The following is a 16,364-nucleotide window of genomic DNA, read 5'->3' on the forward strand; positions in this document are numbered from 1 at the left end:
GTCGTCCGGTGGCGTCCGGACAGCGGTGCCCCGCGCCACCGCACGGGCCGTCGACCGTGCCACAAGTCATTTGCGATGCCCGGGCGCGGCCGGGTAGCCTGCCCGGACCATTCGCGAAAACAGGAGGTTCACCGTGAAAAAAACGCCGCTTGCCCTGCTCATCTCCGGCTTGCTCACGTTCGGGGTCGCCGCGCCGACACTGCTGGTCGCCGCCCCCGCGCAGGCGGTCGAGGCCGCCGCTGCAGCGACGCAGCAGATCCCCGACCTGGCCTATTCCCGTTTCGTGCTGCCCAACGGCCTGACCGTGGTGGTGCATGAAGACCACAAGGCGCCGGTGGTGGCGGTGAGCGTGTGGTATCACGTCGGCTCCTCCTATGAGCCCAAGGGCAAGACCGGCTTCGCGCACCTGTTCGAGCACCTGATGTTCCAGGGTTCGGAGAATCACAAGGACGAGTTCTTCAAGCCGTTCGAGCTGGCCGGCGCCACCGACCAGAATGGCACCACCTGGCTCGACCGCACCAACTATTTCGAAACCGTGCCGACCACCGCGCTGGACATGGCGCTGTGGATGGAATCGGACCGCATGGGCCACCTGCTCGGTGCCATCGGCCAGCCGCAGCTCGACGAACAGCGCGGCGTGGTGCAGAACGAGAAGCGCCAGGGCGAAAACCAGCCTTACGGCCGCGCCAGCGAACTGATCCAGGCCGAGGCGTTCCCGGCCAACCATCCCTACCATCACGACACCATCGGCTCGATGGCGGATTTGAACGCAGCCTCGCTCGGCGACGTCAAGCAGTGGTTCCGCGACTACTACGGCGCGGCCAACACGGTGGTGGTGCTGGCCGGCGACATCACGCCGGCGGTGGCGAAGGAGAAGATGCTGAAGTACTTCGGCGACATCGCCGCCGGTCCGCAGGTGCCGCGCCCGCAGCCGTGGATTGCCGCGCGCGACAAGTCCACCCGCGGCACGATGACCGACAACGTCGCGCAGACCCGCATCTACCGCGAATGGAACGTGCCGGCGCGCGGCAGCCATGACGAGAACCTGCTGGAGCTGGCCGCCGCCGTGCTCGGCGGCAGCAAGACCTCGCGGCTGTACCAGCGCCTGGTCTACCAGGACAAGCTCGCCGACAGCGTCTCCGTCTACGTCGAGCAGCATTCGCTGGCCAGCCTGTTCCAGTTGCAGGTCGACGTGAAGAAGGGCGTCGACCCGGCCAAGGTCGAGGCCGCGATCGCCGACGAATGGCAGAAGTTCCTCAACGATGGCCCCACCGCCGACGAACTGGCGCGGGTCAAGACCGAAACCCGCGCCTCCTTCGTGCGCGGCCTGGAGCGCGTCAACACGCAGGCCTCGATCCTGGCCGAGGGCCAGCTGTACCACGGCGATCCGGGGCACTATCTGAAGGACTTCAGCACCCTGATGGCGGCGACGCCGGCCAGCGTCAAGGCGGTGGCGAACCAGTGGATCGCCAAGGGCGACTACACCCTGACCGTGGTGCCCGGCAAGGTGGAGGACGCCGACATGGCCACCGTGGCCGGCCGGGCCGCCGCGTCCGGTGCGCCGGCGCCGGTGCTCACGCCCAAGGGCGATTACAAGACCGTGGCCAGCGACGTCGATCGCAGCAAGGGCGTGCCCGAAGTCGCCAGCTTCCCCGACCTCGCGTTCCCGACCCTGCAGCACGGCAAGCTCGACAACGGCGTCGAAGTGGTCCTGGCCGAACGCCACGGCGTGCCGGCGGTGCAGATGCAGTTGCTGTTCGACGCCGGTTACGCGGCCGACCAGGGCCGCAAGCTGGGCACCTCCAGCTTCACCATGTCGATGCTCGACGAAGGCACCCGGGACCTCGATTCGGTCGAGATCGCCAAGCGCAAGCAGCGCCTGGGCGCGATCATCGCCAGCGGTTGCGGGCTGGATTACTGCAATGCCTCGCTGAATGCGCTGGACGACCAGCTCAAGCCCTCGCTCGACCTGTTCGCCGACATCGTGCGCAACCCGGCGTTCCGCGATGCCGACGTCAGCCGCCTGCGCGGCCAGTGGCTGGCCGGCATCGCCCAGGAGAAGAGCCAGCCCATCGGCATCGCGCTGCGCACCCTGCCGCCGCTGCTGTACGGCAAGGGCCACGCCTACGCGATCCCGTTCACCGGCACCGGCACCGAAGCCTCGATCAAGTCGCTGACCGATGCCGACATGCGCCAGTTCATGACCGACTACATCCGCCCGGACAACATGAAGATCCTGGTGGCCGGCGATACCACGATGGCGAAGATCATCCCGCAGTTGAACGCGGTGTTCGGCAACTGGAAGGCGCCGGCGAGCAAGGTGCCGGCCAAGAACATCGGCAAGGTCGCGCCGCCGGAACAGGTGCGCGTGTTCCTGGTCGATCGCCCCGGAGCGCAGCAGAGCCTGATCCTCGCCGGCAGTCTGGCGCCGTCCACCGAGGCGCCGAACAACCTGCAGATCCAGACCATGAACGGCGCCTTCGGCGGCAGCTTCACCTCGCGCCTCAACATGAACCTGCGCGAGGACAAGCACTGGGCCTACGGCGCCTTCAGCTTCCTGCAGAACGCGGTCGGGCAGCGCCCGTTCATGCTCTACGCACCGGTGCAGACCGACAAGACCGCGGCGTCGGTCAGCGAGATGCTGAAGGAAGCGCGCGGGGTGATCGGCGACAAGCCGCTGACCGCGCAGGAGATCAGCAAGATCAAGGTCGGCGACGTGCGCAGCATGCCGGGTCAGTACCAGACCACCCAGGCGGTGATGGGCGCCATGCAGGGCATCGCCCAGTACAACCGCCCGGATGACTACGTGCAGACCCTGAAGTCGCGCATCGAGGCGCAGACCGATGCGTCGGTGGAGGCTGCGGCGAAGGAGATCATCCACCCGGACCAGCTGACCTGGGTGATCGTCGGCGACCTGGCCAAGATCGAGTCGCCGATCCGCGCGCTGAAGCTCGGCACGGTCGAGGTGCTCGACGCTGACGGCAAGCCGGTGGCGGCCAAGCCGGCAAAGTGAGTCGCGCTGCCGCGCCGGCTGAACCGGCGCGGCAAGCGGCGGATGGAGCGAGGGACGCCGGCGCGCCGGCGCGTTACGATGGAGGCCGGACCGTCCTGGTCCGGCCTCTTTTCATGCCCTCAAGACCTGCCGCGGAGCCACCCATGCGCAAGACCCTGTTGTTGCTCGTCCCCATCCTGTTGCTCGGCGCCTGCAGTTGGGGCATCACCCTGGATTCGGCCGGCAAGAACGTGCGCACCGCCTGGAGCGGCGATGTTTCCAGCTGCCGCGAACTGGGCAAGGTCACCGTCTCGGTGATGAACCGCGTCGGTCCGGTCGACCGCAACGACATCAAGGTGCGCGACGAACTGGAAGTGCTCGCGCGCAACGAGGCGGCCAAGATGCACGCCGACACCATCAAGCCGCTGGCCGAACCGGCCGATGGCTCGCAGCCGTGGGGCGCCTACCAGTGCGGCAGCAACCCGCCCAAGCCGGGGGCGGGCCGACCGGCTTCGGCCCAATCGGCCAAGGGCGACGTGCAGACGTTCCCGGTGTCGGGCGGCTGACCCCTTCGACGGTCAATCCATGCTGATCCAGCCGCGTTCTCCCGCAATGCGCAGCGAGGTGCCGAGCACCGCGCTGAGCGACTGGAGGCGCGCGAGGATGCGTTGTGCATCCTCGCCTCGCGCGATCCTGGGGCGACCCCGCGTTTCGTCCTGGCGACTCGCATCGTCGCCCCTCTCGTTGAGCACCACCGGCACCAGTTCGAGCTGACGCATCGAGCCATCGCGCCGATGAAGGTGCGCGATCATGCTTTCCCACACCTCGGGCGGGTAGTAGCCGGGCTCGGTGCGGGAATGAAAGATCAGGCTGCCCATGCCATGGAAGATCGGCACCCCGTGATGAAGCTCGATCCCGTGCAGCAGCGGGGCGCCGTGCGAAAAGAATGCGCCGGCACCGGCTTCGGCGCAGCTCCGCGCGAATTCGCGCGCCCATGGCTGGGTGACGCGCATGTCGCCGCGCCAATCGTGGTTGTGCAGGCAGGCGACGACGAAGGCCGTGCCGGCCGCCGCGCGGATCGACTGAAGGATTCGTTCCACATCGTCCTGGTCGGGTGTGCCGGCTGCGGTCAGGCGCAGCTCGTTGATGCCGGCGCCTGAACTTGTTGCCGCCACGCCCGGACGGATCTTGCCGGCCGCCATGGCCACCAGCGCGACACGGCGACCGCGCGCCTTGAAGCAGGCGGCACCGCTGGCTTCGGCGAGGTCGCTGCCGCTGCCGGCGGTGGCGAAACCGGCATGTTGCGCGGCGCTGCGGGTGGCCAGTACGCCCGCACGGCCGAAATCGCCGGCGTGGTTGTTGGCCAGGGCCAGCATGTCGAAGCCGAACGAGCGCAGGCAGCGCAAGGCGTCGGGGCCCGCGGCATGCAGGAACAGCCCTTGGCGAGTCGGTGCGCCCGACGCGCCAACGCGTATGGGCGTCTCCAAGTCGGTCATGGCAACGTCGCCGCGACGTACCTGGGCGATCACTTCGGCGAGGCCGGGATAGGGCTCGTGGCAGAGGTCGTGCGCGATCAGCGCCTGCCCGGTGAGGGTGAGGGTCAGCTCGCGGCGTTCGGCCGCGCGCACGGCAACGCCCGGCAACAGCGGCGTCATCGCCAGGGCGGCGAGCAGCCGCCGGCGCTGCAGATTGCACGACTCGACCATGACGCCCCTCGCTCGATCCGGACCCGACAGCCCCAGCTATCCACGTCCACCGGGCCGCTTGCAAGCTTATTCGCGTACCTGCGCATACCATACCAAAATGGCATGGACGCATTACCGGACTCGATAAGATTGCATATGTTCAGTCCGCGTGAATTACTCGATACCAAGGCAGATGCTCCGGCGAACTGGTCGCCACGCATGGTTTCGGGAGGGGTGATGAACAAGATGGCTGGCAAGGGGGAGTCACGGCGTGTACCGCGCCTGGGTGTGATGATGGTGGCGATTGCGGGGGCGCTGGCGGCGGGCGGAATGCCGGCGACTGCGGATGCGCAGAGCACCGCGGACACGACGAGCGGCGATGCGAACAAGGCGAAGACGCTGGAGACGGTCAGCGTGGTCGGCTCGCGCATCCGCCGCAAGGACGAGGTGGCGGCCAGCCCGGTGTTTACCATGGAGCGCAACGAGATCGAGGCTACCGGCGTGGTCTCGGTCGGCGAGTTGCTGCAGGAGCTGCCATCGGTAGGTTCCAGCTTCAACTCGACCGGCTCGGGCGGCACCAGCCATGGCTCCCGCTCGTTGAACCTGCGCAACCTGGGCGCCAACCGCTCGCTGGTTCTGGTCAACGGGCGGCGCTGGGTGAACGGAGCCGGTACCCGCGGTTTTCGCGACTTTGTCGACCTGAACACGATTCCGCTGGCCGCGGTCGAGCGGATCGAAGTGCTGCTGGACGGCGCCACCGCCATCTACGGCGCCGACGCGATCGCCGGCGTGGTCAACATCATCACCTTCAGCGAGTTCGATGGGCTGAAGGCGAGCAGCTATGTCGGCCAGACCGACAAGGGCGACGGTTTCACACACAACGAGGATTTCCTCTGGGGCAAGTCCGGCGACTGGGGCTCGGCGCTGGTGTCGGCGACGGTCGCCGGCAGCAACGAGATCCTTGCCGGCCATCGCGACTTCTCGCGGGTGCCGCTGCAAGGGTTGAGCCGAAACACGCCGGCGGGCCGTTTCCGCAACAGCACGCCGGTGGATGGCTTCGGCACCAAGGCGTTCGTGCCGGACGGCAACGGCGGTTTTCGCCTGGACGTGCCGGACACCGACGTCTACAACGACCAGCCTGATACCACCTTGATCGGCCCCCTGGACATGGCTGGCGTGTATGGCCAGTTGCGCTTCCACGTCAGTGATGCGGTGACCTTCGTGACCGAAGGCCTGTACAACACGCGCGAATCGAGCCAGCGCTTCCCGCCGGCAACGCCACGCATCCGCGGCGGCGACGGCATGACGATTCCGGCCGACCACCCGTACAACCCGTTCGGCGTGGACTTCCAGGGCACGGGCACCAAGTTCGAGGTGGTGCGGACGATCACCGAGCTGGGGCCGCGCATCAACACGCAGAACGTTGACACGATGCGTGTGGCGGCCGGATTCGAAGGCGATTTCTCCAATGGCTGGTCGTGGAACAGCTTCTATACGTATGCCCAGAACAAGGCGAAGTGGACCTCGGCCAATCAGATCGATCTGGACAAGGTCGCGCTGGCACTGGGCCCGAACGCCCGCTGCGCGGCCAACAACTGCGTGCCGCTGAACATCTTCGGCACCATCACCCCGGAGATGGCCAACTACATCCGCGCCACTGGCGTCGACCACAACGGCACCAAACAGCACGACTTCACCGCCAACCTCACCGGCGACCTGTTCAAGTTGCCGGCCGGAATGCTGGCGTTCGCCGGTGGCGTCGAGTACCGCAAGGAATCGGGCTACGACCAGCCCAGCCCGTACTTCAATGAAACGCCGCAGTTCATCACCTACAGCCGCAAGACCACCTCGGCGCCGCGCCTGCCGACCGCCGGCTCCTACGATCTGAAAGAGGCCTATGTCGAGTTCAACGTGCCGTTGCTGGCGAACCTTCCGGCGGTCAAGCAACTGGAGCTGTCCGCCGCGACGCGCTACTCGAGCTACAACACGTTCGGCAACACCACCAACAGCAAGCTCGGCCTGGTCTGGCGGCCGTGGAACGACCTGATGCTGCGCACCACCTGGGCGCAGGGTTTTCGCGCGCCCTCGATCAACGAACTCTACGCCGGCCTGCGTCAGACCAACTTGCCGGCGGTTGACCCCTGCAACGGCGGCGGCGCCGGCAAGCCCGGGTGTGCCGGGGTGCCGACCAGCTACGACCAGCGCAACTACTCGGGCGGCTCGATCCTCTCGACCGTGGGCGGCAACCCCGACCTGCGGCCGGAAACCTCGGTCAATCGCAGCAGCGGCTTCATCTACACGCCGAGCTTTGCCAAGGGCCTGACCTGGTCGGTCGACTGGTACGACATCGACCTGAAGGAGGCGATCTCCAGCTTCGGCTCGCAGAACCTGCTCGACCTGTGCGCCAATACCGGTCAACGCTGCAACCTGATCAAGCGCGACACCAGCGGCGAGATCATCAACCTGATCGACGGCCCGATCAACCTGAACCGGCTCAAGGCCAGCGGCGTCGATACGACCATGCGCTACCAGTTGCCGACGATGGCGGCGGGCAATGTCGGGCTGATGTTCAACGCGGCTTACCTCAACGCGTTCGATCGTTACGACACCTTGCCCAGCGGGGAGGTGCGCGTGGCCAGGCGGGCCGGAAAATCGGACATCGCGCGCGAGAGTTTCCCGCGCTGGAAAGCGAACACCGCCGTCGACTGGTCGCGTGGCCTGTGGTCAGCGAACTGGAGCATGCATTACATCGGCAGCACCGACGAGGGCCCGGCGCCGGGCTATGGCCGGATCCCGGCGCAGATCACCCATGACGTGTGGGGTGCCTATACGCTGCGCTCGCAACTGATGACCTTCACCCTTGGCGTGCAGAACCTGTTCGACAAGGACCCGCCGCTGTCCTATGTCAACGGCGGCGACCTCAACTTCGACATGAGCACCTACAACCCGCGTGGCCGCTTCATCTACGTGAAGGCCACGATCACCCTCTGAGACGGGCACCGGCGGCATCGGCGCGATGTCGCCGACCGCCGGCCCGGGCCGCCGCGGGAGCGGGCGCCGGCGACCCGCTCAACCACATGGATCTTCCCAGCATGGCCAACCGTCCCGTCACCGATGGCAAACCTGCACAGCGGCCCCGTCGCAAGATCGACGTGCACCCGGTGCTGATGCTGGTGTCCGTGCTGTTGCTGTGCGCGGTGCTCACCTACGTCCTGGACTCCGGCGCGTTCCAGCGCGTCGATGGGCGGGTGGTGCCGGGGACCTACTCGGTGATCCCGAAATCGTTCGACTGGTGGCACCTGCTTGGCTTGGGCGCGGCCGGCGAGCAGGCGCGCCCGGCCGGCGTCATCACGGTGCTCGAATCCATCCCGCTGGGACTGGTGCGAAACGCCTCGCTGATCTTCATGGTGATGTTCGTCGGCGGCCTGTTCGGCGTGTTCAAGCAGACCGGTGCGCTGGACGCCGGCCTCGACCAGCTGGTGCATCGCTCGCGCGGGAATGTCTACCTGCTGGCGCCGGTGCTGATGGGTGCGCTGGCGGCGGGCAGCTCGTTCCTGGGCCTGATTTCGGAGTATCTGGTGGTGTTGCCGGTCTTGCTGTCGATGGCCGAGCGGCTGCGCCTGAGTCCGCTGTACGCGGTGGCGATGCTGCTGATCGCGGCCAAGCTGGGCTACATCGCCTCGGTCAGCAATCCGGTGGTACTGCCGATCGCGCAAGGCATCGTGCAGGTGCCGATCTTCAGCGGTTTCGGCATGCGCCTGGCGGTGCTGGCGGTGTTCCTGCCGATCGGCATCGCCTATCTGCTGTACCGCATCCGCCGCAGCGGTTTCACCAAGGCGGATTTCGCGCCTGCCGCGGGATCGCTGTCGGGGCGGCACCTGGGCGTGCTGCTGCTGCTGGGCCTGGCGATCGTGCTGATGGTCTACGCCGGACGCGCCTGGAGCTGGCATTACAACGAGCTCAGCGCGTTCTACCTGGCGGTGACCGCGGGACTTGCCGTGATCGGCGGGCTGAGTGCGCGGGTCAGCGCGGATGCCTTCATCGATGGCATCAAGGGCATGATCCTGCCCTCGCTGCTGATCGGCCTGGCCGGCGCCATCCACGTGCTGCTGCAGGAGGCGAATATCCTCGACACCGTGGTCAACGCCATGGCCGGCCTGATCCACGGCCAGTCGTCGTGGATCGCCTCGCTGGCCATCATGTTCACCGAGGCGGGGCTGGATGTGCTGATTCCCTCGACCTCGGCCAAGGCTGCAATCAGCATTCCGATCCTGTGGCCGATCGGCCAGCTGTCGGGGCTGCAAGGCAACTCGGTGGTGCTGGCCTACTTGTTTGGCAACGGCCTGATGGCGACGGTCAGTCCCACCTCGGGGCTGATGCTGGCGATGCTGGCGATGGCGAAGGTGCACTACGGCGCGTGGGTGCGCTTCATGCTGCCGCTGACCCTGGTGCTGACGGTGGTGGCGACGGCATTCCTGCTGGTCGCCACGCGGATCGGTTACTGAGCATGGCGATCGGTGAGGGCATGGAGCAAACGCGGGCGGACACCGCCGACGCAGCGGCCGCAGGCCTGCAGCCGGGCCCGTACCCGGTACGCCTGCGCGCGGACGTGATGGTGACGATGCGCGATGGCGTGCAGTTGGCGGTCGATCTGTATCTGCCGGACGGCGCCAGCGGGTCGCGTTGGCCTTGCCTGCTCGAACGCACGCCCTACGACAAGGCGGGCACCGCGCAATCGGATGTCGTGGCCGGGTATCCACTGCCCTTGTCGAAACCGCAGATCGCGCGGTGGTTTGCCAGCCACGGCTTCGTGGTGGCGATGCAGGATTGTCGCGGTCGCTACCGTTCGCAAGGCGTGTTCACCAAGTACACCAACGAGGCCGTTGACGGTGTCGACACCCTCGCCTGGCTGGCGGCGCAGTCGTGGAGCGATGGCCGCGTGATCACCCAGGGCCTGTCCTATTGCGCGCACGTGCAGACGGCGCTGGGCAGCCTGGCGCCCGCGGCGCTGAGCGCCCAGTTCGTCGACTCCGGCGGCTTCTCCAACGCGTACCACGGCGGCATCCGGCAGGGTGGTGCGTTCGAACTCAAGCAGGCGACCTGGGCCTTGAAGCACGCCTTGCTGAGCCCGCTGACGCAGCAGGATTCCAGCCGCAAGGCAGCATTGCAGGCGCAGGACATTCGCGCCTGGTTTCGGCGCATGCCGTGGGCGCGCGGCGACTCGCCGGTCAGTGCGGCACCGGAATACGAGGACTACCTGTTCGAGCAATGGGAGCACGGCGATTTCGGCCCCTATTGGCAACAGGTCGAGTTGTGCGGTGAGCGCCATTACGACACCTACGCCGACGTGCCGATGGTGCACATGTCCAGCTGGTACGACCCCTACGTGCGCACCGCCACCGACAATTACCTCGGCCTGTCGCGGCGCAAGCATGCTCCGGTGCACCTGGTGATGGGGCCGTGGATTCATGGCCGGCGCTCGCAGACGTTCGCCGGCGATGTCGATTTCGGCGAGCAGGCGACACTGGATGCGGCGTTCGGCCACTCGTTCTACGAGCTGCGTCGCGCGTGGTACGACCATCTGCTGGGGCGACAGGCCGACAACCCGTTCGCGCGCGGTCGCGTGTCGATCTTCCTGATGGGCGGCGGCAGCGGCCGGCGCAACGCCGAGGGCCGGCTGGAGCACGGCGGGCGCTGGTTGCATGCCGACGACTGGCCCTTGCCCGGCACCACCAGCCAGGCGTGGCACCTGCATGCCGATGGCCGGCTCGACGCCACGCCGCCAGCGGAGCGGTTCGCGGCGCTGGACTATGTCTACGATCCCGCGCGACCGGTGCCGACCATCGGCGGCACCATCACCTCGGCCGAGGGGGTGATGCCACCGGGCGCCTTCGACCAGCGCGACGACGCCCGCTTCTTCGGCTGCGCCGGCACGGGTCGCGACATCGGCGAGCGCGACGATGTGTTGTGTTTTCGCAGCGCGCCGCTGGCGCGCGCGGTCGATATCGCCGGGCCCATCCGCGTGAGGCTGTTCGTTTCCTCCGATTGCCGGGATACCGACATCACCATCAAGCTGATCGACGAGTACCCGCCCCATGCCGACTACCCGCACGGTTTCGCGATGAACCTCAGCGACGGCATCCTGCGTTTGCGCTACCGCGATTCCTGGCAGCAGCCGCGCTGGCTGGCGCCGGGCGAGGTGGTCGAGGTGGAGGTGGAGGCCTTCGCCACTGCCAACCATTTCGCGGTGGGCCATCGGATCCGGCTGGACGTGTCCAGCAGCAACTATCCGCATTTCGACCTCAATCCGAACACCGATACGGCGCCCGGTCGCTGGCGCGAATCCAGGCCGGCGCACAATCGCGTGCATCTGGATCGCGCACACCCGTCGCGACTGCTGTTGCCGGTGTTGCCAGTGGCGTCGCCCGCTTGATCGTGTACGTTGTTCGGCAGCCCATTCACTGCCGCCACGTGGCGCCCCGCCCATGAAGCTCGACAACCTCAAGGCGCTGGAAGCCTTTCGCGAAATCATCCGGCTCGGTTCGGCCACCGCCGCCGGGCGCAGCCTGAGCTTGAGCCAGCCTGCGGTGAGCCGCCTGCTGGGGCAGTTCGAGACCGAACTGGGCTTCAAGTTGTTCCACCGCAGCAAGGGGCGGCTGCTGCCCACTTCGCAGGCGCTGCTGCTGTTCGAGGAGGTGGATCTGGCGCTGCAAGGCGTCGAGCGGATCAATGTGCTGGCCCAGGACATCCGCCAGACCAATGCCGGGCAACTGCGCGTGGTGGCGCCGCCGAGTTTCGCCGAGGGGCCGCTGGTGAAGCTGGTCGCTTCGTTCCTGAGCCTGCATCCCAATATCCACATCAATGTCGATTCGCGCACCCGGCCGACGGTGATGAACCTGGTTGCCACGCGCACCGCCGATTGCGGTTTCGGCAAACTGCCGCTGGATCATCCCGGCATCCGCCTGCGGCCGCTGATCAGCAGCCCCACGGTTTGCGTGCTGCCGCCGGCGCACCGCCTGTCGGCGGGCAAGCGCCCGATCGGCGCCAGGGATCTTGCCGGCGAACCGCTGATCCTGGTCGGCCATCGCGGCGGCGACACCCGCATGCGGATCGACCAGGCCTTCCAGCAGGCGGGGGTGCGCCAGACGGTGCGGCTGGAAGCCCACAACGTGGGCGCGGCCTGTGCGCTGGCGGCCGAAGGCGTCGGCATCGCGATCGTCAACGAGCTGCTGTCGCGCCATTCGTTGTGGACCGGCGTGCGCATTCGCCGCTTCGCGCCGACGATCGAGCAGGAGTACGTGTTCATGTCGTCCGCCAACGTGCGCGAGACATCCTTGACCGAGGCGTTCTACGAACACTGCCGCGCGTCGCTGGGACGCAGGCGCAGCGGGTCACCGCCGCCACGGCGAGGCTGACAGGGGCGGGCGCCAGCAAGCGCCGCCGCGGCGGTGCCAGGTGGATGGTGGCTTGTCACGGGTTGATCCGATGGTCGCCGGCGCTTGCCACGATGCGGCCGGCGCGACGGCAGCCCCGCCATGGGCATACCGGCAGCCGCCGGCGGAAATCGTCGCCTTGGCCGAGGCGCGCCCGCCACCGCGAGCGCTCAGCGACAGTCGGCAGCAGGTGCTGGTGCTGCCCTGACCCCCTCGGCGCCGGTGCGGGTCGCGCAGGGACCGGCCGGCGCGCGGAACGGTCCGGCCATGGTTCGCCGCAGGCAATTCCCGCCGGACGGGTCGTAGTGCGCGGCATGGTTTGCGATGATGGAGGAATGATTGCGCGCAAGACCCTGATGACAACACCTATCCGCCTGGCTCGACGCCTGGTGTCGCTGCCGCGACGCAAGGGCAATCCGCGCACAGCCTTGCCGGCGTTTGCGGTGGATGCGGCGGCGATCAGCTGCCTGTCCGATCCGGCGGCGTTCCGGCAAACCCTGCTGACGCTGATCGCGCAGGCTGCCCGGCGCATCGTGATCGTGACCTTGTACCTGCAGGACGACGATGGCGGTCGCGAGATATTGGCGGCGCTTTACGCGGCCAAGGCGCGCCGGCCCGAGCTGGACATCGGGGTGTTCGTCGACTGGCACCGCGCGCAGCGCGGGCTGATCGGCAAACACAAGAGCGCGGGCAACGCCGGCATGTACCGCGAATGGGCGCAGCGGCTGGGCGATGGCGTGCCGATCTACGGCGTGCCGGTGCAGAACCGCGAGTTGTTTGGCGTGCTGCACCTGAAGGGCTTCGTGATCGACGACGCGGTGTTGTACAGCGGCGCCAGTCTCAACGACGTCTACCTGGCGCGACACGATCGCTACCGACTCGATCGCTACCACCTGCTGCGGCATGCGGGCCTGGCCGACGCGATGGCCGGCTTCGTCGCGAACCGGCTCGCCGGCAGTGGCGCGGTGCGGCAGTTGAACGTGGCTGAGGTGCCGAGCACGCGCAGCCTGCAGCCGCAGATCCGCCGCTTGCGCGGGCAGTTGCAGCAGGCGCGGTACGAAGTGATCCCGGCGCTGCCGAATGCGGACCAGGTGGCGGTGACTCCGCTGCTGGGTTTTGGCCGCAGCGGCAACCAGCTCGACGCGGTGCTGCTGGCGCTGCTCCGGGAGGCGCGCGAGCGGGTGATCCTGCTGACGCCGTACTTCAACCTGCCACGTCCGGTACGGTTGGTGCTCGGCCAGTTGCTGCGGCGCGGCTGCCGCATCGACATCATGGTCGGCGACAAGGTCGCCAACGATTTCTACATACCGCCGGAGCAACCGTTCAAGACCATCGGCCTGCTGCCGTACCTGTACGAGAACAATCTGCGCCGCTTTGCGCGCGCGCACCGTGCGCAGATCGAGGCCGGCCGGTTGCGGCTGCACCTGTGGCGCGACGGCGACAACAGCTACCACCTGAAAGGCCTGTTCGTGGATGACGACGTGGCCGTGCTGACCGGCCACAACCTCAACCCGCGTGCATGGTCGCTGGATCTGGAAAACGGCCTGCTGCTGCGCGACCCGGCGAAACGGCTGCACGCGCAGCACGAGGCGGAATGGGCGGCACTGCGCCGGCACGCCGTGCAGCTGGCCGATTACCGCGCGCTGGAAAGCCCGCGCCAGTACCCGCCCGAAGTGCGTCGGCTGCTGCGCCGCTTGAACCGCACGCAACTCGCCCGCCTGGTCAATCGCCTGCTGTAGGGCGGGCACCGCCCGCCGCACGGCCGGAGAAGCCGGCGGGCATTGCCCGCCCTACGACGGCCGTCCGGTCAATCGCCTGCGGTAGGAGCGCACCCCGCGCGATGCTTTCCCGAATCCCGAATCCCGAATCCCGGCTCCAACGTATCGCGCACAGGTGCGCTCCTACGGGTTTGCGATCAGCCGGCTCAGGCGCATGTCCAGCCAGTTGGCCACGTTGCCCCATTCCCCGGCGAGGATGCTGAAGCACACCGTGTCGCGCAGGCTGCCGTCGGTGCGGCGGCGGTGCGCGCGCAGCACGCCTTCGCGTTGCGCGCCGAGGCGTTCGATCGCGCGCTGCGAATCCTCGTTCAGCACGTCGGTGTGGAACGCGACGGCCGCGCAGCCCAGGGTCTCGAACGCATGCTCAAGCAGCAACCGCTTGCAGGCGGTGTTGAGGTGGCTCTTCTGCCAGCGTTTCGCGTACCAGGTGTAGCCGATGGCCAGGCGCGGCACGGCGGCGTCGATCTCGTAATAGCGCGTGCTGCCGACGATGTCGCCGCCGCGCGCCTCGCGCACGGCGAACGGCAGCATGTGGCCTTCGCGCTGGCCTTGCAGCGCCTTCGCCACGTAATCGCCCGCCTGGCCCGGTGGCGGCACGCTGGTGACGGCGAGGTTCCACAGCTCGCCGTCGGCGGCGGCGGTTTCCAGCGCGGGCGCGTGTTCCGGCGTCAGCGGCTCCAGCACGACGTACTCGTCGTGCAGGCGGATCGGGGCGAACAGGGTCATGGGCTCAGGCGTCGAGGTCGGGGATCAGCTTGCTTTCCAGCCGCGCGATATGGTCCTTCAGCAGCAGCTTGCGCTTCTTGAGCCGGGTCAGCTGCAGTTCGTCGCGGCCGATGGCGTGGGCCAGTTCGTCGATCGCCACGTCGAGATCGCGATGTTCCAGCTTGAGCTCGGCAAGCAGGTGGGCGATTTCGGCGTGATCCTGGATCGGCATGGGAATGGCCAAACGTGTGACGTACCGCCCATTTTAGCGCGCTGGTGGCGCTGCGCCAGCGGTAATCGCCACGGATCACGCGGCGGCTCCGCGCGCTGCCGTGGGCGGCGGTTGCGGCCCGCCCGCCGCTGCGGTGGCCGGCCGGCTCTTGCTATAGTCGGCGGTGTTTCGCGCCGTTCTCCCGTGCGTCGCGCCGCCATGCCGGAGAAAGCCGTCCATCGACGGCCCCGGCGCGTGCCTTCCCCACCCATCGAGTACCGATCGTGTCCTTCTTTGCCCCCGTTGAAATGGCCCCTGGCGATCCGATCCTGGGCCTCACCGAAACCTATCTGGCGGACGCGCGGCCGCACAAGATCAACCTCGGCGTGGGCATCTACGTGGACGAGCAGGGGCGCATTCCGCTGCTGCCCACCGTGCACGAGGTGGAGCTGGCGCTGGCTGCGGCGGCGAAGCCGCGCGGCTACCTGCCGATCGACGGCCTCGCCGCGTACAACCGGCTGACCCAGCAGCTGGTGTTCGGCGAACGGTCGCCGCTGCTGGCGGCCGGCCGCGTGGCCACCGCGCAGACCATCGGCGGCAGCGCCGCGCTGCGCGTGGCGGCGGACCTGCTCAGGCAGGTGGCCGGTGCAAACGCGAAGGTCGCGATCAGCAACCCGAGCTGGGGCAACCATCACGTGGTGTTCCGCACCGCCGGCTTCGAACTGCTGGAGTACCGCTACTACGACGCGGCCAGCCACGGCCTGGATTTCGCCGGCATGCTGGAAGATCTGGGCCGGATGGAACCCGGCACCGTGGTGCTGCTGCATGCGTGCTGCCACAACCCCACCGGCGTGGATCTGGATGCCGCGCAATGGGCGCAACTGGTCGAATTGCTGCGCGAGCGCAAGCTGCTGCCGTTCGTCGACATGGCCTATCAGGGTTTCGACCGCGGCACCGAACAGGATGCCACCGCGGTGCGCGTGCTGGCGGACTCCGGCATCGAGGCGTTCGTGGTCGCCAACTCGTACTCCAAGTCGTTCTCGCTGTACGGCGAGCGCGTGGGCGCGCTGTCGATGGTCGGCGCCGATCGCGACGAGGCGGCGCGGCTGCAGTCGAAGATCAAGCAGGTCATCCGCACGATCTATTCCAGCCCGTCCACCCACGGCGCCGCACTGGTCGCCGGCGTGCTGGGCAGCGCCGAGCTGCGCGCGCGCTGGGAGCAGGAGCTGGGCGGCATGCGTTCGCGCATCCACGCGATGCGCGCGGGCTTCGTCGAGAAGCTGGCCGCGCTCGGCGCGCCGGATTTCGGCTTCATCAACAAGCAGGCCGGCATGTTCTCCTACTCCGGCCTGAGCAAGGCGCAGGTGCGCCGCCTGCGCGACGAGCACGCGATCTACGCCCTCGACAGCGGACGCATCTGCGTGGCGGCGTTGAACGAGTCCAACCTGGACGCCGTGGCCGCGGCGGTCGCCGCCGTCTGCCGCTGACTGTCCACCACCGCCTTGCTCCACCGTTCACCCTGAGCGTAGCGCAGCGGAGTCGAAGGGCACGCTGCGATAC

The 16,364-nt window shown here is 67.9% G+C and carries 11 protein-coding genes; 8 read left to right on the top strand and 3 right to left on the bottom strand.

From position 1 onward, the window contains the following. The first annotated feature begins 133 nt into the window (after positions 1-133). Entirely contained in the window at positions 134-3,013 is a 2,880-nt protein-coding gene (locus ACVCMC_RS14885; protein ID WP_447097856.1) for a M16 family metallopeptidase, read from the top strand. A 143-nt stretch (positions 3,014-3,156) separates the two neighbouring features. After that, positions 3,157-3,558 carry a DUF4156 domain-containing protein gene (locus ACVCMC_RS14890; protein ID WP_447097857.1) on the top strand — a complete coding sequence of 134 codons (402 nt, stop codon included), beginning with the start codon at positions 3,157-3,159 and terminating at the stop codon, positions 3,556-3,558. 12 nt (positions 3,559-3,570) lie between these two features. On the opposite strand, the gene ACVCMC_RS14895 is transcribed toward ACVCMC_RS14890, so the two are convergent. Further along, positions 3,571-4,698 carry a CapA family protein gene (locus tag ACVCMC_RS14895; protein WP_447097858.1) on the bottom strand — a complete coding sequence of 376 codons (1,128 nt, stop codon included), beginning with the start codon at positions 4,696-4,698 and terminating at the stop codon, positions 3,571-3,573. A gap of 216 nt (positions 4,699-4,914) precedes the next feature. On the opposite strand from ACVCMC_RS14895, the gene ACVCMC_RS14900 reads away from it, so the two are divergent. The 5 genes from ACVCMC_RS14900 to pssA all read left to right on the top strand — a co-directional run bounded on the left by ACVCMC_RS14900 (position 4,915) and on the right by pssA (position 13,849). Then, positions 4,915-7,668 (top strand): TonB-dependent receptor, encoded by a 2,754-nt coding sequence (locus ACVCMC_RS14900; RefSeq protein WP_447097859.1) that lies wholly within the window; start codon positions 4,915-4,917, stop codon positions 7,666-7,668. Between the two features lie 101 nt (positions 7,669-7,769). After that, a complete protein-coding gene (locus ACVCMC_RS14905; RefSeq protein WP_447097860.1) occupies positions 7,770-9,182 on the top strand; it encodes an SLC13 family permease in 1,413 nt (470 codons plus the stop codon). A 2-nt stretch (positions 9,183-9,184) separates the two neighbouring features. Next, a complete protein-coding gene (locus ACVCMC_RS14910; protein ID WP_447097861.1) occupies positions 9,185-11,110 on the top strand; it encodes a CocE/NonD family hydrolase in 1,926 nt (641 codons plus the stop codon). A gap of 52 nt (positions 11,111-11,162) precedes the next feature. After that, entirely contained in the window at positions 11,163-12,092 is a 930-nt protein-coding gene (locus ACVCMC_RS14915; RefSeq protein WP_395120483.1) for a LysR family transcriptional regulator, read from the top strand. Positions 12,093-12,466: 374 nt separating this feature from the next. Next, complete coding sequence (gene pssA / locus ACVCMC_RS14920) at positions 12,467-13,849, top strand: CDP-diacylglycerol--serine O-phosphatidyltransferase (RefSeq protein ID WP_447097862.1); 1,383 nt, start codon at positions 12,467-12,469, stop codon at positions 13,847-13,849. 162 nt (positions 13,850-14,011) lie between these two features. Here the strand turns inward: pssA and ACVCMC_RS14925 are convergent, their stop codons facing one another. Both ACVCMC_RS14925 and ACVCMC_RS14930 read right to left on the bottom strand, forming a co-directional pair. Beyond that, entirely contained in the window at positions 14,012-14,614 is a 603-nt protein-coding gene (locus ACVCMC_RS14925) for a GNAT family N-acetyltransferase (RefSeq protein ID WP_447097863.1), read from the bottom strand. A gap of 4 nt (positions 14,615-14,618) precedes the next feature. Then, positions 14,619-14,825 carry a YdcH family protein gene (locus ACVCMC_RS14930; RefSeq protein WP_395120478.1) on the bottom strand — a complete coding sequence of 69 codons (207 nt, stop codon included), beginning with the start codon at positions 14,823-14,825 and terminating at the stop codon, positions 14,619-14,621. Positions 14,826-15,088: 263 nt separating this feature from the next. Here ACVCMC_RS14930 and ACVCMC_RS14935 point away from each other — a divergent pair, with 263 nt between their 5' ends. Continuing rightward, positions 15,089-16,291, top strand: coding sequence for an amino acid aminotransferase (locus tag ACVCMC_RS14935; RefSeq protein WP_447097864.1), 1,203 nt, complete (start codon positions 15,089-15,091; stop codon positions 16,289-16,291). Positions 16,292-16,364 lie beyond the last annotated feature (73 nt).

Source organism: Rhodanobacter sp. UC4452_H20 (assembly GCF_052978205.1).